At 62.3% G+C, this 23,765-nt stretch carries 18 protein-coding genes; 10 read left to right on the forward strand and 8 right to left on the reverse strand.

Annotated elements, in window-relative coordinates:
- Nucleotides 1–245 precede the first annotated feature (245 nt).
- From B4L36_RS11500 to B4L36_RS11520, 5 genes are all read right to left on the reverse strand, one after another.
- The gene (locus B4L36_RS11500; RefSeq protein ID WP_292957146.1) at nucleotides 246–1,217 is read right to left on the reverse strand and encodes an IS481 family transposase; all 972 of its coding nucleotides are present in this window, start codon (nucleotides 1,215–1,217) and stop codon (nucleotides 246–248) included.
- A 576-nt stretch (nucleotides 1,218–1,793) separates the two neighbouring features.
- On the reverse strand, nucleotides 1,794–3,920 hold the full coding sequence (locus B4L36_RS11505) for a TOMM precursor leader peptide-binding protein (RefSeq protein WP_292957149.1): 2,127 nt from the start codon (nucleotides 3,918–3,920) through the stop codon (nucleotides 1,794–1,796).
- A gap of 18 nt (nucleotides 3,921–3,938) precedes the next feature.
- Nucleotides 3,939–5,300 carry a radical SAM/SPASM domain-containing protein gene (locus tag B4L36_RS11510; protein ID WP_292957152.1) on the reverse strand — a complete coding sequence of 454 codons (1,362 nt, stop codon included), beginning with the start codon at nucleotides 5,298–5,300 and terminating at the stop codon, nucleotides 3,939–3,941.
- Nucleotides 5,301–5,404: 104 nt separating this feature from the next.
- Nucleotides 5,405–5,626, reverse strand: a complete 222-nt coding sequence (locus B4L36_RS11515) for a hypothetical protein (protein ID WP_292957155.1) — start codon at nucleotides 5,624–5,626, stop codon at nucleotides 5,405–5,407.
- A 553-nt stretch (nucleotides 5,627–6,179) separates the two neighbouring features.
- The gene (locus B4L36_RS11520; protein WP_292957158.1) at nucleotides 6,180–6,758 is read right to left on the reverse strand and encodes a GNAT family N-acetyltransferase; all 579 of its coding nucleotides are present in this window, start codon (nucleotides 6,756–6,758) and stop codon (nucleotides 6,180–6,182) included.
- A 128-nt stretch (nucleotides 6,759–6,886) separates the two neighbouring features.
- Here B4L36_RS11520 and B4L36_RS11525 point away from each other — a divergent pair, with 128 nt between their 5' ends.
- A complete protein-coding gene (locus B4L36_RS11525) occupies nucleotides 6,887–7,969 on the forward strand; it encodes a GNAT family N-acetyltransferase (RefSeq protein ID WP_292957161.1) in 1,083 nt (360 codons plus the stop codon).
- On the opposite strand, the gene B4L36_RS11530 is transcribed toward B4L36_RS11525, so the two are convergent.
- Nucleotides 7,961–9,061: a glycosyltransferase gene (locus B4L36_RS11530; RefSeq protein WP_292957164.1), complete on the reverse strand. Its 1,101-nt coding sequence runs from the start codon at nucleotides 9,059–9,061 to the stop codon at nucleotides 7,961–7,963. The two genes, B4L36_RS11525 and B4L36_RS11530, sit on opposite strands and share 9 nt — an antisense overlap.
- A gap of 480 nt (nucleotides 9,062–9,541) precedes the next feature.
- Here B4L36_RS11530 and B4L36_RS11535 point away from each other — a divergent pair, with 480 nt between their 5' ends.
- The 9 genes from B4L36_RS11535 to B4L36_RS11575 all read left to right on the forward strand — a co-directional run bounded on the left by B4L36_RS11535 (nucleotide 9,542) and on the right by B4L36_RS11575 (nucleotide 21,007).
- Complete coding sequence (locus B4L36_RS11535; protein ID WP_292957167.1) at nucleotides 9,542–10,690, forward strand: right-handed parallel beta-helix repeat-containing protein; 1,149 nt, start codon at nucleotides 9,542–9,544, stop codon at nucleotides 10,688–10,690.
- Nucleotides 10,691–10,869: 179 nt separating this feature from the next.
- Nucleotides 10,870–12,078, forward strand: coding sequence for a polysaccharide biosynthesis/export family protein (locus tag B4L36_RS11540; protein WP_292957170.1), 1,209 nt, complete (start codon nucleotides 10,870–10,872; stop codon nucleotides 12,076–12,078).
- Between the two features lie 59 nt (nucleotides 12,079–12,137).
- Nucleotides 12,138–13,436: a beta-galactosidase gene (locus tag B4L36_RS11545; RefSeq protein ID WP_292957173.1), complete on the forward strand. Its 1,299-nt coding sequence runs from the start codon at nucleotides 12,138–12,140 to the stop codon at nucleotides 13,434–13,436.
- 14 nt (nucleotides 13,437–13,450) lie between these two features.
- Nucleotides 13,451–15,130: a hypothetical protein gene (locus B4L36_RS11550; RefSeq protein ID WP_292957176.1), complete on the forward strand. Its 1,680-nt coding sequence runs from the start codon at nucleotides 13,451–13,453 to the stop codon at nucleotides 15,128–15,130.
- On the forward strand, nucleotides 15,127–16,368 hold the full coding sequence (locus B4L36_RS11555; RefSeq protein WP_292957179.1) for a polysaccharide deacetylase family protein: 1,242 nt from the start codon (nucleotides 15,127–15,129) through the stop codon (nucleotides 16,366–16,368). Before B4L36_RS11550 ends, B4L36_RS11555 begins: the two co-directional genes overlap by 4 nt.
- The gene (locus tag B4L36_RS11560) at nucleotides 16,365–17,762 is read left to right on the forward strand and encodes an O-antigen ligase family protein (RefSeq protein WP_292957182.1); all 1,398 of its coding nucleotides are present in this window, start codon (nucleotides 16,365–16,367) and stop codon (nucleotides 17,760–17,762) included. The genes B4L36_RS11555 and B4L36_RS11560 overlap by 4 nt, the downstream gene beginning before the upstream one ends.
- Complete coding sequence (locus B4L36_RS11565) at nucleotides 17,759–18,973, forward strand: glycosyltransferase (protein WP_292957185.1); 1,215 nt, start codon at nucleotides 17,759–17,761, stop codon at nucleotides 18,971–18,973. The genes B4L36_RS11560 and B4L36_RS11565 overlap by 4 nt, the downstream gene beginning before the upstream one ends.
- Nucleotides 18,970–20,112, forward strand: a complete 1,143-nt coding sequence (locus B4L36_RS11570) for a glycosyltransferase family 2 protein (RefSeq protein WP_292957188.1) — start codon at nucleotides 18,970–18,972, stop codon at nucleotides 20,110–20,112. The genes B4L36_RS11565 and B4L36_RS11570 overlap by 4 nt, the downstream gene beginning before the upstream one ends.
- Nucleotides 20,102–21,007, forward strand: coding sequence for a sulfotransferase family protein (locus B4L36_RS11575; protein WP_292957191.1), 906 nt, complete (start codon nucleotides 20,102–20,104; stop codon nucleotides 21,005–21,007). The genes B4L36_RS11570 and B4L36_RS11575 overlap by 11 nt, the downstream gene beginning before the upstream one ends.
- A gap of 5 nt (nucleotides 21,008–21,012) precedes the next feature.
- On the opposite strand, the gene B4L36_RS11580 is transcribed toward B4L36_RS11575, so the two are convergent.
- Together B4L36_RS11580 and B4L36_RS11585 are read right to left on the reverse strand one after the other, a co-directional pair.
- Nucleotides 21,013–22,545, reverse strand: a complete 1,533-nt coding sequence (locus B4L36_RS11580; RefSeq protein WP_292957193.1) for a lipid II flippase MurJ — start codon at nucleotides 22,543–22,545, stop codon at nucleotides 21,013–21,015.
- Between the two features lie 5 nt (nucleotides 22,546–22,550).
- Entirely contained in the window at nucleotides 22,551–23,531 is a 981-nt protein-coding gene (locus tag B4L36_RS11585) for a sugar transferase (RefSeq protein ID WP_292957196.1), read from the reverse strand.
- Between the last annotated feature and the right edge of the window lie 234 nt (nucleotides 23,532–23,765).

The following is a 23,765-nucleotide window of genomic DNA, read 5'->3' on the forward strand; positions in this document are numbered from 1 at the left end:
GGAAAACCCGGCGCGGTTCAGTAATTGAGTGCGACAGGCTCTAGTGGGCAGCCACAGGAGTTGGCGGGTACGCCCGGCCGACTTGGCTTAGTCCCCAACGCAATATTCCCGAAAGCTCTTGAAGACCATTGCGCGAGCGAGGATGGTAGGTAGCGTGCTAGAAAAGTCCTGCGCTCATGCTCTTCTGAAATCTGATTTCGACCTACGGCGCGTCGCTGGCGAACAAGTCCGCGCCGCACAATGACCTACGTGTCACATCCCGCGTGATTGTAGACGCGTTTTCTGAACGGCTCTGGCGTTTGGCGCTGCCAGTCCTTGAGGGCATCGACAGGTGTTCGGCCCTTGAGGACTGATTGCGGGAGCTGGCTGTTGTAGAGGTGGACGTAGCGCAGGATGGTGTGTTTGAGGTCCTCGCCGCTTCGGAAGCGGTGGCCCTGCAGGACATACTCGATCCGGCCGTTGGAGCGTTCGACCGTGCCGTTCGTCTGCGGCCGCATCGGGGGTGCGAGGTGGTGCTCGATGCCGAGGTCGGCGCAGAGCAGGTCGAACTCGTGCTGTCCTGTGGGGCTGCGCTTGCGCAGGCCGAACAGTCGGTCGGTGAAGGCCTTGCCATTGTCGGTCAGAACCCGGGTGATCTTCATCGGGGCGGCACGTTCGAGATCGCGCAGGAACCGCCGCGCGTTGGCCGCAGTCTGCGCCGGATAGATGCGGACGAAGACCCACCGTGTGGCGCGGTCGATGGCCACGAAGAGGTAGCGCCGCCGCTCCTCGTCCGCCATCTGCGGCAGGTACTTCACGTCGACATGCAGGTAGCCGGGCTCGTAGGCCTTGAAGGTGCCGTGCGTCGGCTTCGGCTCTTTCGGCTTCAGCGCCCGCAGGTTGCCCAGGCCATGGCGCCGCAGGCAACGGTCGAGGCCGGACCGAGAGACCTGCGGGTTGAGGAACTCGCGCACCACGGCCAGCAGGTCGTCGAGCGGCAGCAGAAGCGCCTTGCGCAACGCCACCGCAACGGCCTCCTGAGGCGGCGTCAGCGTCGTCTGCAACCGGTGCGGCGTGTGGCTCCGGTCGTGAACGTCCTCGCGGTTGCGCCACTTCCACACCGTCTGCTCCGAGATGCCGTAGCGCTCGGCCACCATCCATGCCGGTTCGCTGCTCGCCTGGATTGCGGCCCGGATCTTCGGTGTCGTCGTCGCCTGCTTGTGCAGAGAGATCAGCATACTCTCACCCCGTCCAGAATCTCGCGCAGGACCGACCTTGCCATGAACAGGGCGGATCGGCGAGGGACCATGTGATCATCCGGGATGGAACAGCTAGTCTGGCATCTCGGGAAAACCGACGAACTGCTGAACTTTCGGGGGGTAGCTCACTGAAGAGCAAATTACGCGGCCAACACGCGGGACGTGAGCCAATCCTCGATCTCCTGATCAAGAAGAATTGGCTCGTGTCGCGGGTTGACAGCCCCGACACATGGACGACCTCAGGGTGGCTGAAAGAGATTACCGACTTGCGCAATGAAATCGTCCACCGGCGGCCATATGGGTCAGTTTACTGCCTGCAATCCGTGCCGGGGCGGCACGGGTCTCGCCAGCAACCGGTCAGCCGAGCATGTCAAAGGACCAAAGGTTGGACAAATAAAAAAATCAGGAGGTCCGCAGGCATCTTTCACCCCAGTTCCGGATCAGTATGGTACATGGCGGCGCCGCCCTTTTTCTAACGGGGATCAAGGCGTTCAGGTCGATTGGTTTCGCCGGCGGTCGAGGACGACGCGAACGGCAGGCAATCTGGCGGCACGTCTAACAAAAGGGATGCGGTGCAGGGTTCAATGTGCCCAGCGGCAGGTGGCGGAGCCGCGCCGAGCCCAGATGCAGCATCCCGAAGCCGCAGGATAGTGGCAGCAGGTCGGTCACCAGGGCACGCACGACACGAATCGACGCAGCCGCCACATCGCGAGGTGTGAGGTCGGCGAGCAGAACCGTCAGCCCCTGTTCGTCGAGCCGTTCAACCAGATCATCCAGCCCCGTGATCGGCAGCGAGGGATCGACAACCGACGGGTGGTACGCGGCATGACGCAAGAAGGCGACGTGCTGCGATGGCGGCCCAAGATAGTAGCAGGCGTGATCGATGAATTGCCCCCGCCGCACCTCCTGGGGCAGGCATGGGCGTGGACCGCTTTCCTCGTGCAGCATTCTCGCAAGTCCAAGCCCGGATGAGGCCTGTTCCAGCACCGCTTTCGCCGCCGCGCGCCGGATATCGGGATCGGCTGCAGAGGTTGCCGTCAGCCCGGGCCAGCGGATGCCATCACCCGTCGCCATGCACATGATCACCGGCACGCCGCCCGCGCCATCCAGCAGATGCAGCGCGACAGAGGCACCGGCCTGTCGCAGCCGCGCGATGATGCCCCGCGTTTCGGTGTTGCACAGATCCTGCGGCAGCAGGCGCCCGGCGTCGCGTCGCAGCCAGGCGGTCAGGACCGCGTCGCGCTCGATCACTTCGAGGATCGCGCGCATTGCCGCGCTTTGCTGATCCGCGCCCGCCGCCAGGCCGTTCGAGGTCATCTGCTGAAGATGGTTCGAATATCCGGCCGGAAGCCGGTAATAGACCTGCTCGGCCAGCACCCAGGTCCGCGCCCCGCTGCACGGATTGACGGCGGTGGTCCAGAAAGCCTGCGCCTCGGGGTCGAAGGGCCGGAAGGGAAAATCCGGTTCGGCATATTGACTGCGGCCGTAAAGACCGATCTGGCGGGGGTCCAGAACCGGGCCGTCCAGATCGCGCATCCGTGCCCGGACCAGCGTCCGCGGGTCGCAGCGGGATGCGGCATAACGCTCGAAGGCTTCCCCGATCGCGCTGATCATCGCCTCGTCTTCCGTCAGGCCCTTGCCGCAGGCGGGTTCGGCCGCGATGGGATCGTCGCGGAAGCCGCAAAAAGGCGCCACCTCGGCCACGGCGATGAAAGTTCCCGGCAAAGGGCGCGGTCGATCGCGCAAAACCGGCCCGACGAACACCCCGGTCTCGAGGTCCAGCCAGTCGCGGAACCTTTGCCGCGGACCCGTGCACGGCCCGGCGGATCTGCACTGGGTCGCAACCGGATCCTTCCCGCAGGTGCTGCAAAACGGCATGGGGATGAAGCCATGCAGGCTTGATGTCTGGGCTGCGAGATCGAGGATCCGGATTTTCCCTTCCAGAGCCCCCGCCGCATCCGCAGCCAGATGCCGGCAGATCTCGGCAGAAAGCGATCGGGCGAAGGATCGCGACACTTCCGGACCGGGTCGGGAATGATGCACCCGGGCCAGCCCGTCGGCACGCGCCCAGGCTGTGGGGTCGGGCGCGTGCGCACGGCGACGCTGCCGGGCACAGAGCCAGCATCCGGCCAGACCGGCCCGCGAGACGGGGCCGGCGAAGCCCTTCGCGCCAATGATCTCGGCGCCCAGAAACGGGATTCCCGCACGGCGGCATGATTGCTCCAGCTCGACTTGCAGGACCGGCCTTCGCGGAGCAAACGCGCCGACAACCAGATCCAGATCCGGCGAAAGCGGCGGGTCGCCGCGGTTCGGGGCGTCCCGGCCGGCGTCACGTCCCGCAACGGGAGCCCACACCGACAGGTGCGCAATGCCGCAGGAGACGAGTTCCTCAGCCAGCGGGGAAACCCAATCGGCGTCGCCCGCCAGCAGGACATGCCCTGATCGCGCCGGTGCCGGGGCCAGCGTTTCGTCTGCCAGCCCGGTCAGACCCGCAGTCTCGAGAAAGTCGATCAGCTCGCGGAACGAGGCCGTTGAGTCGCCCCTCGCGGCATCGATTCCGTCCGACAGCAGCGTTTCGACCATTTCCCGGATCGCCCCGCCGTGCAGCATGACGGGGCCGGCGCCGGTCAGGGTCAACACACCGTCCGGCTGAAGGTGAATCCGGTCCCGCAGCAGGCGCATGATCGCCGCGCCCCGGTCTCAGGCCACAGCGGGCAGGGACGGATCACCGGCGGCCCTGTCCATTCGCTCGAAGGCAGCGGCCAGAAGCAATCTCTGGGCGATGTTCCGTTTCGAGCTGGGGCAGGGCGCCCGGCCCTCGATCCATTCCTTCGGGCAGGCGCCGCCGCAGACGGGCAGCAGGGGACAGCGGCTGCATCCGAAGGCGCCGGCCTCGACCTGATCGTTGAAACTGCCGAGAATGTCGCGCACCTCGGCCTGCCGCTCGCCCGTGGTCAGATCGCCGATGGCAAAGCGGTTCGGCGTGCCATAGCTGGGCACGTAAGAGACCTCGGTGCAGTTGAACAGCGTGCCATGCGCATCGACCAGCGCCGCGTCGGGCTGCACCGCAAGACAGACCACGGGCTGCCGTTTGGGAACCAGTGGCACGGAAAAGCCCATCCGCTTCATCTCGACAAACCAGGATAATTCCCGTTCGGCGTAGTCTGCGGGCTCCAGGCTGCGGCGCTGTGCGTCATTGCCCCAGGAATGGATGGGGGCGGTGTAGAACTGAACCGCGCGCTCCAGTCCCTCGTCGCGCAGTCGTCGCAGCAGCGGCACCACGTCCGAGGCGTTTTCCCGATCGACATTGCAGCGCACCTTGATCTCGATCGGCGCATCCTGGGTCGTCGCCACAAGCTGAACCAGATTGGCGAGGATCCGATCGAAGGTCGGCTTGCCGGATTTCGTGTGGCGCCGCCGGTCGTGATGCGGGGCTGTCCCGTCCAGCGAGACAGTGACCGAGACGACCCCGAGCGGCCCGACCAGATCGGCACCGATCTTCCGCGACATGGCCAGCCCGTTCGTGATGATGCTGGCGCGATATTCGACGCCACGTTCCTGACACAGGCTGCGCAACTGCGGCGTCAGCGAACGCATCTGCTGAATGCCCGACAAGGGCTCTGCGCCGAACCAGCACAGGTTGAGCTCGGCGAAAGGACCGCGGTCCAGCCGCGCCTCGACATCGCGCAGGATATCGGCCTCGTTCGCGCGGCTCAGATTTGTGCGCTCGTGGGTCTGACCGCAATAACCGCAGCCCAACTGACAATGTGCCGTCGGCTGAATGACATAATTCAGATGCGGATTGACCCGGATCCCGTCCCGGTTCCGGTCCAGAATGGTGGATAATTCTGCCTCGGCCTCGGGCACCAGGATTTCGGCCTCGGAAAGCTGGGTCAGGACATCGCTGTTCAGCTTGTCGAATCCGCCTTCGCGCAAGACCGTCCATATGGCCTGCGGCACTTCGAAGATCTGCCCCGTCCGGGTCGAGAAGAGGACATGACGATTTTCCTCTCCTTCCGCGAAAACCGGCGACGCAATGACATATCTGGAGAGTTTCTGCATGATCCCATGCCTCTGGAAAATGAGTTTCGGGGCAGCCAGCGCGTGATGACATCGGATGGCCGGCGGATCGCAAGCGTATCCGCCGACGCAAGACCGCAATGGTCTTATTTCGCGATGCCCGACTTGTCGCGAAGGGCCGCTTCGGCACCGCCGCAGCCGCTGTTCTGGCAGCCGGTGTTCTGGTCGGACAGCGCCTTCAGCCGGCTGAGCTGCGAATCGGACAGTTTCGAGGCAGCCGCGCCACTGGTCATGCCTTCTACAGCGGTATTCAGATTGAGCCTTGCCTGGGCAAGGGCTTCGACGATGGAATCGAGTTCTTGAGCCATTCTACGCACCTTTGATACGAGTGAAGAACCGCGCCCAGCATCCTTTGAATATCCGTGGCGCGAGACTTTTTCTTTTGCTTTCCAGCCTGATTTTTAAGCAGGCTTCAATGATTATCTATATTATTATCTGTTCGTCAATACATATTAAATTAGCCAGGAATTTATATATTGACAGGACGCAAATAATAAATTGCATTGGATAATTGAATAATTTTCGGAATGCCAATGGTGTTCACTATCTGCTTGCCAGGAATCACGCAATCGCCGAAGCCACGGGTCACCTTCGGTCGGGTTGATTCCGCAGCGCGACAGGATAAACCGCCCCGATCGCAAGGTTGCTTCCGGTGGTGGCAGCAGCCGCGCCGCCGTGACAGGGGCCGGAATTTCCAGCTTGCGGCGATCCGGGAATCGGCAGGCAGGGCGGTGGGCGTGGATTTCCCGCAAATCCGGAGGGTGTCGGGGCTCTGGCCAAGACCGAGATCGACGCCGCCCTCATACCGGCACATCGGCCGCCGGGCGGGCTGGTGAGCCGCCCCTCAAAAACCAGGGAAAGCTATCCTACCCAGGTTCGTGTAGGAACCTCACGAGACCATCGGAAGCCAAGGAACTTGTAAACATCCCAGGCCTTTTCTATCTGATCGTAACCGAATTTCCGGCAAAGCCGCCATGACGGTTCGTTCCGGGAAGAAATAGTGGTAATTGCCGCCGACAATCCTTTATTCTCGAAGTAATCGTACATTCCTTGTAATATGAAAAGTGAAACAATAGACCCGCGGCTGCCGGGCGAAACATATCCCGCGAAGTGAAAAAACTCTCCGGGCTTGACGTGAACCGTATTTTTCCAAAGATGTCGATCGTAGAAATCATCTTCGGTGGCAAATATGTAACCAAGAACTGAATTATCTTTCGTGGCGAAGAAGGCTATTATATCTTTCTCGATATATTCTCGAAAAAAATCAGCCCTTTTAGGAAAGGTCTTGATCATCGGAGCTATTTCGGGTTGCGTTTTCGCAATATGAAGTTTGATGCCTTTCGGGTTCATTTTCTTGTACTTGTTATCACGTTCGACCGGCTTTCTGAACGTCAGGATGTGGTCGATGTCGAAGATCTTGTCCTTGAAGACTTTCTTCATCCGGTACTTTGAAAGGTTTTTAACTGGAGATTTGGGCATATTACGCGCTCCCTTGTAGAATCCGCAAAACTTCTACGCTACACTCTGCCTCGGTCGGCAGCGTAAAATTTTACACACGGGGGATCTTCGTGAAGGTTCATTTTTCTCAGGACGTTGCGGCTCCGATCGTTCAGAGTGCCAACACTCTTGTCCAGACATGGCCTTCCGCGTCCATCATGCAGAACGCTGTCTGGCCCAAGATCGCCGCACCCTCGCAGATTCAATCCTATCGTTATTTCGTTTGCTCCGACAAGGTTGGGGATGTCGTTTCCGCAGGATGGGTTCGCCTGACCAGGCTTTATCGCGGACGATTCTCCGCATCGCTCAAGAGGGGGCCGTGCACCCGGACGCCGGAGGATCTGGCACGGATCATGCCGGCGCTTGAAGATGCTCTTTATCGCATGGGCGCCATTTCGGTGGCGGTGAATCCGCATTGGCAGGATGAGGATGCCGAGACCTGCGAAGACGTCTTGATGCGCGGCGGCTATGCCAGGGTGCCATCGGACGAGCAGACGTTGCCGAGCGCGACGGCATTGATCGACCTGGATGGATCCGAGGACGCGCTTTTGGGCAGCTTTTCGCAGCGACGGCGGCGGGACCTGCGCAGTTCCGGAGGCACGGAGGTCGAGGTGCGCCCCGTGGCGTCGTTGGCCGAATCGTCACGGCTGAGCGAGATCATGCGGGAAATGGCCCGGACGACCGGGTTGGAGATCGATGGGCAGCATGATTTTTCTGCCCATTTCCGCGTGCTTCAAGCCCATCCGGGCTTGGGAACGATGAATGCTGCGCTGGTCGATGGAAAGATTATCGGCGGTTCGGTCAGCTATCGCGAGGCGCAGCGCAGCTATGCGCTGCTTGTTGCCACGTCACCGGGTATGCGCGGCGGCCGCAGCACGTCGCTGTACTGGCAGAATATCCTGGATGCCAAGCGGCAGGGCAGCAATGTGCTTGATCTGGTGGGCTATCCTGACCCGCGTCTGTCGGGATCCGGCGAGGCTGCGGGACGTCAGGAATTCAAAGACAGCTTCCGTCCCCGGATCGTGACGCTGCCGCCGATCATGAAGAAGGTGCTGCGCCCCGTCGAGGCAAGGGCCTATCGCGAGTTGAGGCGTCTCTATCGCCGCTCTCGCTGGAAGACGCAGATAAAGGCGATCATCCACCGATCAGCATGACGGCCCCAGAAGGTCCGAGAATGCGGATTCGTAGGCTTCCACCGCGGCCGTGACGGTGAAGTCGCCGGCGACTTGCCGGCCGGCCGCCACATAGGACCGACGAAGCTCTGCATCCGCCGTCACCTCGATCAGTGCTCGGCCGAAATCTGCCGCCGTGTGACGTCGCACCAGCCTTCCGGCCTTGCCGTCACGCAAAAGCACCTTCGGCCCGACCGGGCAATCGACGCTGATCACCGGCACCCCCGCCGCCATGGCTTCGACGATCGCGTTTCCGAAGCCTTCCCGGCGCGAGGTGCACAAGAAGAGATGGGCGTTTCCGAGCCGCTGGGGAACATCGCTCGCAAAGCCCGGCAGCGAGACGGAATTTCTCAGGTCATGACTGTCGACGACGCTTTCCAGGCGGGCGCGATCGGGCCCTTCACCGATGATCTCCAGGGTTGCCCCCGGCCTCTGCTTGCGCAGCACGGCAAAGGCCTCGATCATCAGGTCAAAGCGCTTCACTTCGGCCAGTCGCCCGACGCTGACAAGTTTCGTGGCATTTTCCGGAATATTGCCGGGCGGCTGGATTTCCTCGACAACCGGATTGCGCAGACATCGGAATGGCGGGCATCGATTGCCCAGAATATCTTTCAGCTCATCCCCGATTTCGGCCAGCGGCGCCACGGCGAGATCGGCCAGCGGATAGGTTCCGCGCAGACCCAGAAGCCGCAACTGCCGCCATTTGGATTCAGCCAGATTTCCGGAAAGGGGCGTATGTTCGCTGATTACCGATCTGCATCTGGCGAGTTTTGCCGCGGCAGCGGCATAAATGTTGGTGGCGGTCGTGGCGGTATAAACTGCGTGCACCCGCTGGCGCCGCAGATGCCATGCAATTTCCGCTATACACGACGGCGCACGCCGATTGCGAAGCACAATGACAGGCGTGTCCTTCAGCAGATCCAGAAACTCGCCTTCCTGGCGCTGCAGGATGACCAACGGTTCGAAGACGTCGCGGCGCAGGCTGCGAATCAGGGTGACGCAAAGCCGTTCGACGCCACCGTGCCGGAGGTGCGGCAGGAAGAACGCCACCCGTTTGGGATCAACGCCCTTCATGAGCACAAATACGCGATCTGGACCAGGAAATTCGTCGCCGCGGGTCCGATGTGCATGTTCCTCAACCACAATTCATCCACACAAGGTCCACTTTCCGCTTCGTTCAGGCAAGCGAAATCGTGCCGCCATCTTGCTGCATCTGGCAAGAATCGGCCTTTTCAGCCAGCATCCGCCGGCGCCCGGTTGCACCGCGACCGCAGTTTTGTCAGGCGCTAACTCGGTTTCCGAGTGCTGTGGTTGATCGAAAGCCAGACTGTGCTGCCGACGACCGTGTCACCGGCGCCGCAGGCGAGAAAGGATCGCTCGTCGTTTCCGACCTCGTGCAGTCGACTATGGCGAGAGCGTGCCTGGGCGCATCTCGTCCGTAAAGCTGTCTTGCGCCTGCGCAGCCAGAATTTTGTTTCCCACAGTTTCAGGTTTGTTTTTGGACGACACCAAGAGAATGGCAGATGCCATATCACGAAATGACAAGGAACTACAATGCCGCAATACGACAATATTATCGAGAACGTCACCTACAACAGCACCCTGCGCCTGACCGGCAGTGAATGGGATAACACGCTGGTGCGCAACGTCGTGATCGAGAATGTCAATGGAAACGGTGCGCTGCTTCGGGACGTCGATAATGTCACCTTCGAAAACGTCACCATCAGAAATGTCAGCGGAGATGGAATCAAACTGAGCACCCAGGGTTCGACATCGAACGTCGTCATCTCGAACAGTGACATATCCCGGGTTGGAGAAGACGGGATCAACGCCGGACAGCGATACGAGCAGGGGGTATCGCATCCGGGACTTCAGATCATCGGCAACACCATCGACCAGACCGGCCTGAACGGTGGCAATGACGGCCTGCGGCACGGTATCTATGTCCAGAGTCGCGATGTCCTGATCCAAGACAATCGCGTGACCAATTCAGAGGATGGAAACGGCATCTCTGTGCGCAGTTCCGGCATCGTCAAGGACAATTATGTCGAAGGCTCGAATGACAGCGGGATTGCGTATTTCGCGGATCACATGGGCAGCGACGGCACCCTTCGGATCGAAGGCAACACGGTGGTCGACAGCGGCTATGGCAACGGCCGTTCGGATATCGACCTTCTGTCGGTTCCGAACCAGAACTATCGCGTCGATTCCTTCATCATCAACTCCAACAATCTGGAGAGGGGCGCCGCGGGCGTGCGCATCGGAAATGGCTATAACGACGCCGTTGTCGACATCAACGGAAACGTTACCGGAACCGGAACCATCAGCAGTGACAGCGGCAGCGAAAGGCCCGTTTCGGCGCCGGCCGTCGATGACGGCCTGTCGTCCTCGACGATCCAGGGAGATAACGGCAGCAATATCCTTCGCGGAACCTCGAACGACGACAGCTTCTACGGACTGGCCGGTGCCGATGTCTTTGTCATGGCAAAAGGCGGCGGGACCGATACGATCGAGGATTTCCAGCCGGGCGTTGACCGGGTTTTCGTCTACGGGTTCAACAACGCAAACTCGGTCGGCGATCTGCTTTCGCTCGTAAGCGAACGGGACGGCGACACGGTGCTCTCCTTCGGAAATGGCGACAATCTCGTCTTCGCCGACACCAACCTGAACGAATTTTCGTCGGGCGATTTCCTTTTTGGCTAAGTCCTGACCCCGCGTCCCGTCGGTTTCCCGGCGGGGCGCATCCCCCCTGCGACGCTGATCGCCATATGGTCATCCCGCCCTGTTCTGCGCGTGCGGACGAGTGAAGGCTTGACTTGCAGCATGGCTGCACGTCACGCTCTGTTACGGTTTGTGCGGTAGCTTGGTGGGTGGAAAACCTGATGTTCAGAGTCTCGCGTTGGGCCATTCTGCCTGTCGTCGCACTGGGTCCGATCCTTCTGACGCCGCCCGCCCTGGCCGACGAATATCTCATCAGTCCCGGCGATGAGCTTGATCTGTCGGTCTTTGCCCGCCCCGATCTGTCGCGCATCTATCGGGTTCGATCGGACGGGACGATCTCGATGCATATTGTCGGCACGATTCCCGCCGCCGGACGCACGCCGGCGAAGCTCGAGCAGGAAGTCGAGGCACTTCTGGCGACCGCGTTCTCGGATTCGGAATCGGTGACGCTGGAAGTGGCGTCCTACGTGCCGATCATCGTATCGGGCGACGTTGAAAACCCGGGCAATGTCCCGTTTCAAGCCGGGATCGACGTGCGCTCTGCCGTGGCGATCAGTGGCGGAATGGCCGATCCGGCAAATCTTGACAATACCAGCAGCCGGATGCGCGTATCTGACGAGTTGGCCAATGCCGAGGTTCTGTCCAAGCGGCTGGCCGCGCTGCAGGTGACGCGTGCGCGCCTGATCGCCGCGCGCGACGGCGATACGACGATGGAAATCAGCGACGAGGTCCAGAAGCAGCTGGATGAAAACCAGGCCGAGCCACTGGTGACTGCGGCAGCCACGCTGCTTGCCGCGCTTGGCGAGGTTCAGGACGCGCGCCGCCAGGCACAGGGCGACCAGCTCCGGCTGGCGCGGGAAGAGGCCGAGGCCTTCGCCGAGCGTCGCACATTGTTGAACAACCAGCTCGACACGCTTCTCAAGGCTCTGGCCGATCAGCAAAATCTGCGCGACCGCGGCCTTGCGCGGTCGGATCGCGTGGTCCAGTTGACCCTGGACACGTCCCGCCTGCGCGTTGACATCCTCGAATCGATCGGCCTGGAAGCGGCCGCGCGACAGAAACTTGAACGCGCGGCTTCGGCGCCGGCCACGGATGAGACACAGTTGCGGGCAGACCTCTCGGGGCTTCTTGCCGAGACCGAGGCCGCGATCCTGGAAACGTCCACCCGGCTTGAGCGATCCCGTGCCTTCGTGCGCGAATTCGCAAGCAGCGCCGACATCGCCGAAGAGTTCGATGTAAGCGTGACCTATCGCATCTATCGCCGGAACGGCGAGGCCACCGAGGTGGTCGAGGCAGGGCCCGATACCCGGCTTCACCCCGGCGACGGTCTGGAGGTGGTGCGCATGGTCGATATCCCTGGGGCGCCGTGATGTGGGGCGGGGTTTTCGCGGGTTGCGCCGCTTTCTTGGCGATCGTGGCTTCACCGGTCATGGCCGATGTTGATCTGGCGAAACTGAGTGTCACACCAAACCCACGGCTGGGTCTGGCCTTTCCCGGTTCGCAAACCCGCTATTACAGAGCCATCGCCGAGGCCGGGATCGGCGTGACCCGTCTGTCGGCTTCCTGGAGCCGGATCGAGCCGCGCCAGGGTCGTTTCGACTTCGTCGGCCTGGACCAACGTGTAAAGGCGCTTCAGGATCTTGGCATTCAGCCGTTCCTCACCTTTGAATCCGACGCCGATTGGGCAACCGACAAGGCCACGCAAAAGGTCAAGAACGCAATGCCCACCGACCTGGGATTGTGGCAAAGGTTTATCCGGACCGTCGTGGACCGCTATGATGGTGACGGGACGGGCGACATGCCGGGTCTGCGGTTTCCGGTCCGCTATTATCAGGCCGCGAACGAATGGATCAGCGACAGCAACCGCTCGGGTGGCTGGGCCGCCTCGCCGGACGATCTGATCTCTTACGTCAATGTCGCGCAGGCGGCGGTCAAAGCCGAAGACCCGGACGCGATCTTCGTGATGGGCGGCATCGCCTCGTTCAATTCCGATGTGCTGGTGGTGCAGCAGGAGCGCAAGAATATCGAGGTTCGCCAAAGCTGGAGCAAGACGTCCGAGACCGTTCTTTCGCAAGCGCAGATGCTTGGCCCCGAGATCCGCGCCATCATCGTCGACAAGGTTCTGCCCGTTCTGAAACGCAGCAGGTACGATATCGCGTCGGTGCATCTCTACGGTCCCGAATCGCGTGACATCGACCGGCTGACGCTGGTGCGAAGGCTTTCGGGACGTCCTGTCCTTTCGACCGAATGCGGCGGCCCGACGCTTGATTACGGCGGGACCTATACACCCGAAGCGCATTTTAGGGCGGTCATCCAGCGCAACCTGAATGTCTTGTCGACCGGCGCGCCATTCTGTTTGTGGTTCCGTCTGGGAGAAGGTCCCGGCGCGACATACGGCAATACCCGCACCGCGCTGTATGAAGGGCCCGGGCGACCGAAGCCCGGCGTTTTCGCCTATCGCCTGCTGTCGCGCCTGATCGATCCCCAGGCTCAGGTCCGCCGCGAGGCTGACGGGCTTTTTGTCATACGGCGTGGCGACGCGACGCAGATTTCGGTCGCCTGGGGTCCGGCTGCGCGCACCTTGCGCGATCAGGCACGCGGTCAGGGGGCCGATATCCTGTGCCTCGCCGAACCCGGTCGTGGCCTTCTGGCCGCTGACCCCGGACGCTGCAAGGCCGATGCGATGACCCTCTCCGGTTCCGGACTGAACGCGATCCTCTCTCCTTAGGCGGTTTTCATTTCATGCTCGATCACTACAGAGAATTGCTGCGCCATTTCTGGAAGACCATCGTGATCGGCGCGCTGGTCGCGGGTGGCCTGACCCTGGCCCTGTCGATGCTGCTTCTGCGAGCGGCGCCGATCTACGAGGCTTCGGTGACGCTGAACATGCAGCCTTCCACGGAAGAGCTTCGCTTCAACAGCAGCTTTCTCGGCGTCAGCCAGTTCAACCCGGCCACGATCATCGCGCAGACCCATATCGAACGGCTGCTGTCGCGCAAGGTCGCCGGCCGCGCCATCGACATTCTGACAGAGGAAGCCGGCGGCACGCTGCAAATCGAGCCTCCTACCGCCTTCAGGCGATTCAAGGCTGCGGTCTGGCGCTGGTACAACATTCTCAACTTCGGCTACTTCCAGCCTCAACCCGTCAGAGAAACCTATATCAGCGACCTCCTCGGCGCCACCAAGGTCGAGACCGTCGAGGGTTCGTATATTCTTCTGGTGTCGGTATCTCACAGCGATCCCGCCCTGGCCGCCCGCGCAGCCAACGCGCTGGCGCAGGCCTATGTGGACCAAACCCGCGATGAGTTTCGCACCGATGCGGCCCAGGTCGACGAAACCCTTCAGAACGTGATCGCCGCGCGCGAGAAGGATCTGGCCAGATACGCGGCAGAATACCAGAACACGGCCAGCAATTTCGGCATCACCAACCTTGATCAGGAACGATCCATCATGCTTGACACGCGCGCGGCCGCCCGCGCCGCGTTGCAGAATGCCGAGGTCGAACTGGCCCTTCTGGATACGACGATCGCCTCGCTCGAGGCTTCGATCACGCGCGCCTCGGATGCCGAAACGGTGCGCCAGTTGCGACAGACCCTGGCGGAAACACAGGCTTCCCGCGCCGGGAACGAGGCCCGGCTGCAATTCCGCAGCCAGCGGGTCTCGGATGCTGATCAGGCTCTGCGAGAACTGAAAACGGCCGGCGAGGCGCTGGCACAGATCGAACAGCGCATCACCGAGACCGAGGCCGATCTCACCGAACTGCAAAATCGTCAGGTGGCCGCAGGGGTCGCGCGCGAGGCGCAGTTGTCGCAGATCCGGACCATCGATTCTGCAAGCGTTCCCGTCTATCCGAAATTTCCCAAGGTTCTGATAAACACGATCGTGGCCACCATCCTCGGCAGCATCCTGGTGCTGGTTCCGATTGTCGCGATGGACGTGCTGGGCGATCGTGCCCGAACATCAGAGGATCTGCGCAGGACCCTTGGCACCCGCGTCCTGCCGCCGGTCACGCGAAGGCTTCTGCGCCAGGCCCGGCGCTATCTCGATGGCGGCAAGCCGGGCACGGCACTGCAGCGCTATGCCCATGCAGTCGGGCGGCGCTTCGTTTCGGACAGCCCCCACCGCTGGCCGTCCAAGGCGCTTCTTGTCACCGCATTCGGCACGCAGGCCGATGTCACGGCCCTGCATGACCTTTTCAAGGCGGTGCTGAAGATCGCCGCACCGACTGCTGCCGATGGCGGTGTTCCCGAGGCGGTCGAATTGCCGCCGATCGCGCGGATCGCGGATTGGAGCGTCTACAAGGATCGCCAGGTGGTGGTCGGCCTGCGCTCTGGCGTCGTGGATCGCGACGAACTGAACGCCCTTGGCCGCAGCGATGCGGTCGCGTCAGGGCCGGTATCCTATGCGACCTTGCTGCCATGAACCCGGTCCCGCATTCGCCGGCCGACCGCCGGACCTGCCGCAAGAAAGCCTTTCGTCGCGCGGCACTGATCGCCCTCTGCGGCCTTGTCGCGGGCGCCGTGGGAGTTACGCTTGGTCTGCCTGCCCTGGGTCTGGTTCTTGCCCTTGCGGGTTTTCTTCTGGCGTGGCGCGCGCTGCGCAAGCCCGGTGGCGTGCCGATTCTCGTCTATCACAGCGTTTCACCCGATGCGGGCTGGCTGCCCTGGGCCAGAAACATATCGGTCCGTCCGGAAGTGCTGGATATCCACCTTCGCACCCTGCGACGCGACGGCTGGAACATCGTCTCGACCGAGGATCTGGTCGCGGCGCGCGCGAACGGTGCTTCTCTGCCCCCGCAGGCGGTGGTGCTGCAATTCGACGACGCCTATCTTGACAACTATCTTTTCGCCGCGCCGATCCTGCGCCGCCACAACGCCCCGGCGACGATCTTTGCCTCGGTGGATTTCGTCGAACCGGGCGAGGTCCCGCGGGGGGCCGACCGCTCCTGCGGACCGGAGGCCTGGCAAGGCTATATGAATGTCGCCGAGTTGCGGCATCTTGATGCCGATCCGCTTTTCGCGGTCGAGGCGCATGGCACCAACCATGCCCGCATCCCGGTTTCGGATCGGACGTCCGGGCTGGTCGGTCCTGACTGGAAACGCCATGCCCCGCTGACCTGGGCGACCGATCCGGAAAACAAGTCGCGCTGGTTCGAGGCCGTGACACCGCCGCCTTCGCTCCGGCCCGACGCATCTCTGCCCGAAACCGACTCGGCGCTGGCAGGCCGATGGTGGCGTGACGGCTCGGCCGAGGACGAGGCCGCGTTCCGGGCCCGCGTGTCGCAGATGCTGAGCCAGGCATACCGGGAACTGGCGGCACTTCTGGATCGTGCGCCGCGCGTCATGGCCTGGCCCTTCGATCGCTTCGATCCCGTTTCGGTCGATGCCGCGCAAGAGGCGGGTTTCGTGGCGGTCACTGGCGGTCGCCAAGACAACCGGCGCGAAGACCACGTCCCCGGCAATGGTCCCGTGATCCTCAGCCGCGTTCATCTTCAGGACCGGGCCTTCGGCGGCGGGCCGCTGTGGCTCGAGGCGCTGGCGCTGCGGGCCCGGGTCAACACCGCCGCAGGCTGGCTTGTCTGGCATCCGGTGACGGCACTTGCCAACCGGCTGCGCCGCCGCCGGCTGGGGCCATCGGGCTATGACAGGGTGGCGTCGTGACAGGGTTCCTGCGCTTCATGCCATTGACGCTGGGCCTTGCGGTTCTTGCGGCGCTGATCGTGATCGTTGCCGGGACCATAACCAACCCGGTGGCCGCGCTTGCCCTTCCGGTCGGGCTGTTCTCGGGCCTCTTGCTGTTTGCGCAGCCGTTTCTGGGAGTGCTGGCGCTGACGGTGTTCTCACATCTCGACGCCATCCAGAAACTGTTCTTCGGCTTTCTGCCGGTCTCGGCCTTCAAGCTGATCGCCGCAGGCACCTCGCTGGTGGTGCTGGCCCGAGCGATCGACATGCGAAACAGCATTCGGACAGCCGCCCGCGATCCGGTGGCCATGTTTGCCTTTCTGACGACGGGCATGGCCGTCGTCAGCATCGTGGTCGCCGAAGATCGAGGCCTCGCCATCGATACCGTCAGCACCATGGTCAGCCTTTTCCTGTTGTTCACGCTGGTGGTCACGCTGGCTGACACCCGAAAGAAGGTCGAGATCCTGATCTGGATGCTGGCGATTACTTCGCTTGTATCGTCGCTGATCCTTCTGGCCGAAATCGCAACGGGCACCACCCTCGTGGCCCAGTCCGATGCGGCCACCACCGCGCGCACGGCCGAGGGGTTCCAGCGATCCTCGGGGGGGTCGGATTACAATCCGACCACCGCCGCCTCGATGCTTCTGGCCGGGGTGGTTTTCGCGCTTGCACACATGCTGGCGACGCCGCGGCTGCGCGGCTACATGCTGATGATCGTCGGCCTCGGGACGGCGGCGATTGTTCTGTCCTTTGCCCGGTCGGCCTTTCTTGCCTATGGCATCGTCGTGATCTTGCTGGCCTGGCGCTATCGGCGGGCGCGGTTCATGCCGCTTTCCATGATGATCGCCCTGTTCTGCCTGATCGCGGCCATTCCATTCATTCCGGTAGAATATTTCGAACGTCTGGGTTCGATTTTCGGCGGCGGGTCCGGGCGCGACTGGACGCTGGGGCGGCGCATGACCTATAATCTGATCGGGTTGGATCTGCTTGTCCAGCGCCCGTTCCTGGGCGTCGGACCCGGCAATTTCTACTACCATTTCACTGATAATGCTTATCGCTACCTGCCCGGCCGGACTTTGCTGGGGCGCGAATTGCACAACATGTATCTTTCCGTCCTGGTTCAATACGGCATTCTGGGCGCCCTGCCGTTTTTCGGTATGATCGGCTATGCCTTCAGCCGCATCAGGGCCGTATGCCGAAACCCGGCGGATGAACGGCTAGGGGTCATGGCGCAGGCGCTTGCCTACGGGTTCGGCGCCTATCTGATCGCCAGCCTGTTCCTGCCGAATGAATACACCAAATATACCTGGCTGCTGCCGGCTTTGTGCACTGCGCTTTATCGTGTGAATGTTCAGGAGCTTGCGCGGAAATGAGAATCCTTGTCGTTGTCAGCGAATTTCCGAAACTCACCGAGACCTTCGCCTATCGCAATGTGGTCGAATATGGCCGGCTTGGCCATGATGCCCGGATCTTTCACATAAAACCCTTCCGAAAGGCAGAGATCGTGCACGGCTTCATCAACGAACTGCTGCCGCGGGCCTTCACTTTTCCCTTTCTCGGCGGCCGGACCCTCGCGGCGCTTCTGGCCGAAACCTTGCGCAGGCCCGGCCTCATGACGCGGCTTGTCGCACAGATAGCCGTGGCACACAGGCGCGAGCCCCGGCGCGGGCTTGCGGTGGCGGCTCTGTTTCCCAAGGCGGTCGCGCTTGGCCGATGGTGCCGAACGAACGGAGTCCAGCATATTCACGCGGAATTTGCCGGCCACCCCGCGAATGCCGCACTGATCGCATCCCGGCTTGCGGGAACAGAATTCAGCTTTTCGGCCCATGCCAACGACATTTTCGTATCGCAGGCGCTTTTGCCCGAAAAGGCGCGAAAAGCCGCGTTCGTCCGGTCCATAAGCGCCTATAACATTCGCTGGCTGACCAGACTGGCCGGGTTTCCGGCCGACAAGTTGCGTCTGATCCGCTGCGGCGTCGTTCGCGAGACGCTGGATGCGCCAGCGCCGAACCCGCCTGCAACCGACGGGTTGCGAATTCTTTATGTAGGATCGCTGATCAGGAAAAAGGGCGTCGCGCATCTTCTGGACGCCCTCGCGCTGCTTCCGGCAGATATGCGCTGGCAGGCCCGCATCGTCGGTGGCGGCGATCTGGCCAAGGCACTGCAAACCCAGGCCGCGGATCTTGGGCTGTCCGAAAAGGTTCGGTTCGACGGCCCGCAACCCGCCGAGATCGTGGCAGAGGCCTATCGCGATTCCCATGTGCTCGTGGTGCCGTCGATCCCCGGAGAGAATGGCAGGGTAGAGGGGATTCCGGTTGTCCTGATGGAGGCGATGGCGCATGGCCGGGCGGTCGTTGCCAGCAACCTTTCGGGCATTCCCGAACTTGTCGAACCCGGCCGGACCGGTTGGCTTACCCCACCGGGCGATGCGCCGGCGATCGCCGCGGCGCTGGGCGAGATTGCCCGGAACTGGGATGATGCCGCCGCCATCGCCCATGCCGGGCGTGGCCGAATCGCGGACGAATATCTGATCGAGGAAAACGCCGCGGCCCTTGCGCGGGAAATGGAGCGTTCTTGCCGATGACAGTCTTGTTCTGGGCTTCTGCGATTGCGTTGTTTTACAGTCTCTTCGGCTATGGGATGCTTCTTCTGGCCCTGTCGCGGCTTCGCCCAAGACGAACCCCGCCCGCCGGTCCTGGGGACCCGCCGAATGTCAGCTTCCTGGTGGCCGCCTATAACGAGGCGCCGGTGATTGCCGACAAGGTCGAGAATACTCTTGCGCTGAACACAGGCGGGGCGGACATCGAGTTGATCGTCGTCTCTGATGGTTCGGCGGACGAAACCGCCGAGATCGTGCGCAAGGTGGACGACCCCCGAATCACGGTGCTTGAACCCGGTCGTGTGGGCAAGGCGCAGGCGCTTGCCCAAGGACTGAAATGCTGCACCGGCGACATCGTCGTCTTTTCGGATGCCAACGCAATTCTTGAAAAGAATTCCCTGACCGCGATGCTGCGCCACTACGCAGACCCCGAGGTCGGCGGCGTGTGCGGACAGATCACGGTCGAGGGCAAATCGGGCGGTATCGGTTTTGCCGAAAGCCTTTTCTGGCGCTATGATCAACAGCTCAAACACGCTGAGTCGCGCCTGGGCGGGGCCATCTCGGCGCAGGGCTCGGTCTATTCGCTGCGTCGCGCACTTGTCCGTCCGCCGGCGCCGGGATGCACCGACGATTTCGTCATATCGGTCGGCGCCGTCGCGCAGGGCTATCGCCTGGTTTTCGAACCCGATGCCAGCACCGTCGAGAACGTCACCGAGAATGTCGGCAACGAGATGCGTCGGCGCATCCGTTCCAGCGAACGGGGCTGGCGCAGCCTGCTGCAAAACGCCGGCCTGATGAATCCACTGCGCCACGGCTGGTATGCATGGCAGCTTTTCTCGCACAAGCTGATGCGAAGGCTGAACCCTTTTTTCCTGATCCTGCTGTTCGTTTCGAACCTGGCTCTGATGGGTCAAAACCTCTTTTATCTTGCGACCGGACTTTTTCAGATCGCCTTTTACGGGGTCGCGGCAGCCGGACTTGTCTGGCCGCATCTTCGCCGCAACAAGCTGGTGGCTTTGCCTGCCTTCTTCACCTTCGCTCACATCGCGTTGCTGATAGGAATCCTGCGCTGTCTTTTCGGCAGGCAAAGCGTCTTGTGGACGCCATCGCGCGATGCCGGCTGACCCCGCCTCGGGAAAGCGCGCCGTTTTCGTGCTGGGGCTTCAGCGCTCGGGCACGACCTGGGTGGCCAACATGCTGCACGGTTCGGGATCTGTCGCGGCCGTTGCGGCCGAGGATCATCGCGGCGTTCATGAAAGCCTTTTCTTTTCCCATTTTGCCCGCGTCTTCACGCCGCTTTCGGATCGCGATACATGCGCGGCCTTCCGCGCGGCCTTTGTGTCATCCGATTACTGGCTGCTGGGCGGGCTGCCCGATGAAACCCTTGATGACATCATGTCATCGGCCAAGGACCACGCTGCGGTATTCGAGGCGATGATGGATGCCGTTGCCGATCGTCAGCAGGCGCCGCTGTGGCTGGAAAAGTCGCCCCATCACACCCTGCTCGCGCGGGCCCTTGCGCAACGTTTTCCCGCCGCGCGGTTTGTCTGCGTCATCCGGGACAGCCGCACCCTGATCGCGTCACGGCTTTCGGCTTATGGGCGCAGTCCACGGAGGGGACCAGGGCGGTTGGTCGATATCGTGCGAGGCGCACTCGCCAATGCACTTCATACCCGCTATCTGCGCCGCTTTGCGGCTGATGACCCGCGCGCGCATCTGGTCCAATACGATGCGCTCGCCGCCGATCCCGACGGGGGGCGGGCGGCGCTGGTCCGGGCGCTCGATCTTCCGGTGTCACCTGACGCGCTTGTCAGCCGTTTTGCGGCCAATACCAGCCATGATCGCGACCCTTCGACCCGACGTCTGTCCCGCACCGACCGCGCCGCCGTGGCGCTTGGGGACGCATTGGGCCGAATTCTGCCCATTGCCCTTCTTGGCGGGATCGAACGCAAGCGGCGGCAGGCCCGCGGCGCCGACTGGCCGGATTGGGTCTGGAAGCGCAGTGGGTTCAGACCCTGATGGCGTCAACGCAGCCGGACGCGAAACGCCGTGACCGCGACGCCAAGCACCGCCGATCCCGCCAGACCCGAAACCAGCAAGCCGGACAGGGCCGCGCTTTTGCCGTCCAGGGCAGTCCATTGCGACAATAGGGGGCCAAGCCATGCGCCGGCCGCGATCGCCAGGCTTGCCGTCAGCGAGGTGGCCATCAACGGGCGACTGATGCTGGCCGGACGCAGGTCAAGGAACACGTTTTGCCGCCTCAGCCACAGCGCGATTATCAGGACGGGCCCGATCGGGGTGATCACCAGCGACAGCGGAATTCCGGTCAGTCCCAGCCAAGGCACCAGGATCCGGAAAAGCACGGCGCGGATCACCATATCCGCGATCGTGGCGACCAGCGCGATGCGCACGACGGGAAGCGTGTCGTCTGCCAGCACCCGGACATACAACATCCGCACGACCAGCGCGCCGAGGGGCGCAACCGCCATCCAGCGTGTCAGTGTCACGACTTCGGCCCGGATTTCGGCGGCTTCGAACGCGCCGTAGCCCAGCACCAGTTCAATGATACCGGGGGCGTTCACCACCACACCCACCGTCACCGGCAACATCAGCGAGATGCCTGCCCAGACCGCAATGTTGAACCGCGCATCCAGTTCCCGGGTCTCTCCTGCGGCGCTGCGCCGCGACAGATCGGCGAAGACGACCAAGGTCAGCGCCATGGCCAGTGTATTGCCCAACAGCGCGCCCAGACGTTGCGAATATTCCAGCATGGCAACCCCGCCGGGGCCGGTCCACGCGGCGAACGCCGTTTCCAGCCACAGCACCACCATTGCGCCGCCCGCAAGCACGACGGCGGCGGCGGCACGCCGTGAGACCGAACCGGAACGGCGGATGCCGGTCTGTATGGGCGCTGTGCGGCTTAGCCGCAGAGCCATCAGAAGAAGCATTCCGGTAACCAGGACCGCCCCGAACGTATAGGCGCCTGCCGCCAGCTCCGCGAGACCGCCTGTGCCCAGAAGAAGGGCCGCCGCCACGGCGGCACGGGGCAATTGCCGCGACGCCGCAGCGCCTCCGAACTGCTCGCGGACATTGCAATAGGCGGCCAGCGCGACAGTAGCGACGGTCGCCGGCAATGCCAGTGACAGAATTCGCATGACGCGCGTCGCCAGTGCCGCGGTTTGGGCATCGAATTGTGGCGCGACCGATGCGACGATCCATGGCGCCCCGGCAATGAAGATCGCAGCCAGTGCCGTGCCCGCCAGCAAGGCACCGCCCCCCGATCGCATGATGATATGCCAGATCCCGGCGCCGGCGGCGGCCTGCGCCGCGATCAGCGGAATGAAAACGGCCACGACGATCTGGTTGAGCGCCTCGGTCACGGCGGTGATCAGGCGCCGCCCCAGAAGGAAGGCGTCGGCCTGCGGACCGACGCCCATGCGGCGCGCAATCAGGTGAGACACCAGAATCGCCAGCAACAATCCCAGAAACTGGCCGGCAAACTGCGCGCTGCCCGAACCCAAGAGAGACTTGCGCCGGGCCTGCGTCATCGCTGTCATCGGATTTATATGCCTGCTTCCTGTCCGGCCAGTTCGGGCTGCCTCGACTCGATTGACCAGGCCACGCGAGGCGGAATGATCACCCTGCCCAGAGCATACCGTTCAATGACAAATGCGTCGACTTCGTTGACGGGCTTGTAGTTGAAAATTCCCGGCGCTCCGGACTGTGTCAACTTTACGCGCGCCCGGCGCAAGGCGCCGGAATGCAGGCGGATCGCCAAATGCCCATCCGATGGCAGGTCAACCCCCCTCACCGACAATGACGACATATCGATGCGATGAACGAGCGACGGCTTGTTCTGCACGATATCAGAAAGATAGATGTCCTTGAACGCCGAGGTCTTCCCGGTGGAAAATCTTTTCGCGAATTTCACCGATTTCTTCCCGATCCGATGCAGGATGGAGCTTCCGATCCGGACCAGCAGCGAAAGCTCGGCTGCAATATTCACCGGACGATTGACAGCCAGATTGTTCATTCGCGCGCGTATCCGCTTGCTGGCGCCGTGACCGAAGCACGCCTGGGTCGGACCGATCAGCCCGGGCCGAACGTCGAACCGCTTCTCGTATCCCTTGATGCGCCGACTCTCGATCGCCGCGATCTCGGGGCGCACGGGGCGCGGTCCGCAGATATTCATGTCGCCACGAATGATATTCACAAGCTGCGGAAGCTCGTCCAGCCGGACCTCGCGCAGAATCTTTCCAAGTCGAGTTTCGATATTCGCATCGGCGGGCAGGGTGCGATCTGCGGTGATCGCCCGCGCGCGCTTCGGGCACAGGGTCCGGAACTTGATGATCTGGAACGGGCGTTGATTCTTTCCCATCCGCGGCCCGAAATAAAGGATATTCGGACCCTGGGTTATCAAGAGCAGGAAGGCCAGAAGTAGAATTGTCGGGCTGAGTGCAACCAGAAGGAGGGTCGCAACGGCAACATTATAGAGGCGATAACCAAACGGCCACGTATCGCGAAAGCCAATGACGGAACTCATAATAACCTCGATACCGCTAAATTTTTATCTTTCTGATCTTGCAGGCTGGGAGGGCGCTAAGTCAACTCCACGTGAACGGCTGAAACCCGCTTTCTTGCTACCCGAGGACCGCGAAAAAGCGCCGATCAGCGCAGGCCTCTCCTCTTCCAGAAAGAGATGGACAAGGATTTCGGAAATTAAAATATTCATTCAGTTAGGGATAGGTGAAATTCAGGCAACGGTCTTGGGTGGACG

The sequence above is a fragment of the Paracoccus sp. UBA889 genome, from assembly GCA_002294185.1.
Taxonomy (GTDB): Bacteria; Pseudomonadota; Alphaproteobacteria; order Rhodobacterales; family Rhodobacteraceae; genus Paracoccus.